The sequence below is a fragment of the Stenotrophomonas sp. A3_2 genome (assembly GCF_036624925.1).
Lineage (GTDB): Bacteria > Pseudomonadota > Gammaproteobacteria > Xanthomonadales > Xanthomonadaceae > Stenotrophomonas > Stenotrophomonas hibiscicola.
On record NZ_JAZKVY010000056.1, the window covers coordinates 1 to 310 of the forward strand.

The window sequence follows — 310 nt, forward strand, 5'->3', positions numbered from 1 at the left end:
GCGCTTGAGGTGCTGCGGTCATGAGCCCAGCGCGCCTGCCCGGACGCATTCTGCCGACCGCCTGGCTGCTGCGGCTGAGCACGCGCTTCCTGCCGTTCGCGGATGCCGCGACGGCGGAATTGCCGCTCGGGCGGCTGCTGCGGCTCGCGCTGTTCCAGGTCTCGGTGGGCGTGTCCGCGACGTTGCTGATCGGCACGCTGAATCGCGTGATGATCGTGGAGCTGGGGGTGCCGGCCTGGCTGGTGGCGGTGATGCTGGCCCTGCCGCTGCTGGCGGCGCCGTTCCGGGCGGTGATCGGGTTCCGCTCCGA

The 310-nt window shown here is 71.9% G+C and carries 1 protein-coding gene; it reads left to right on the forward strand.

From position 1 onward, the window contains the following. Positions 1-20: 20 nt before the first annotated feature. Positions 21-310 (forward strand): PucC family protein (locus R5H29_RS00865; RefSeq protein ID WP_332328579.1); only part of this gene is annotated, 290 nt, incomplete at its 3' end.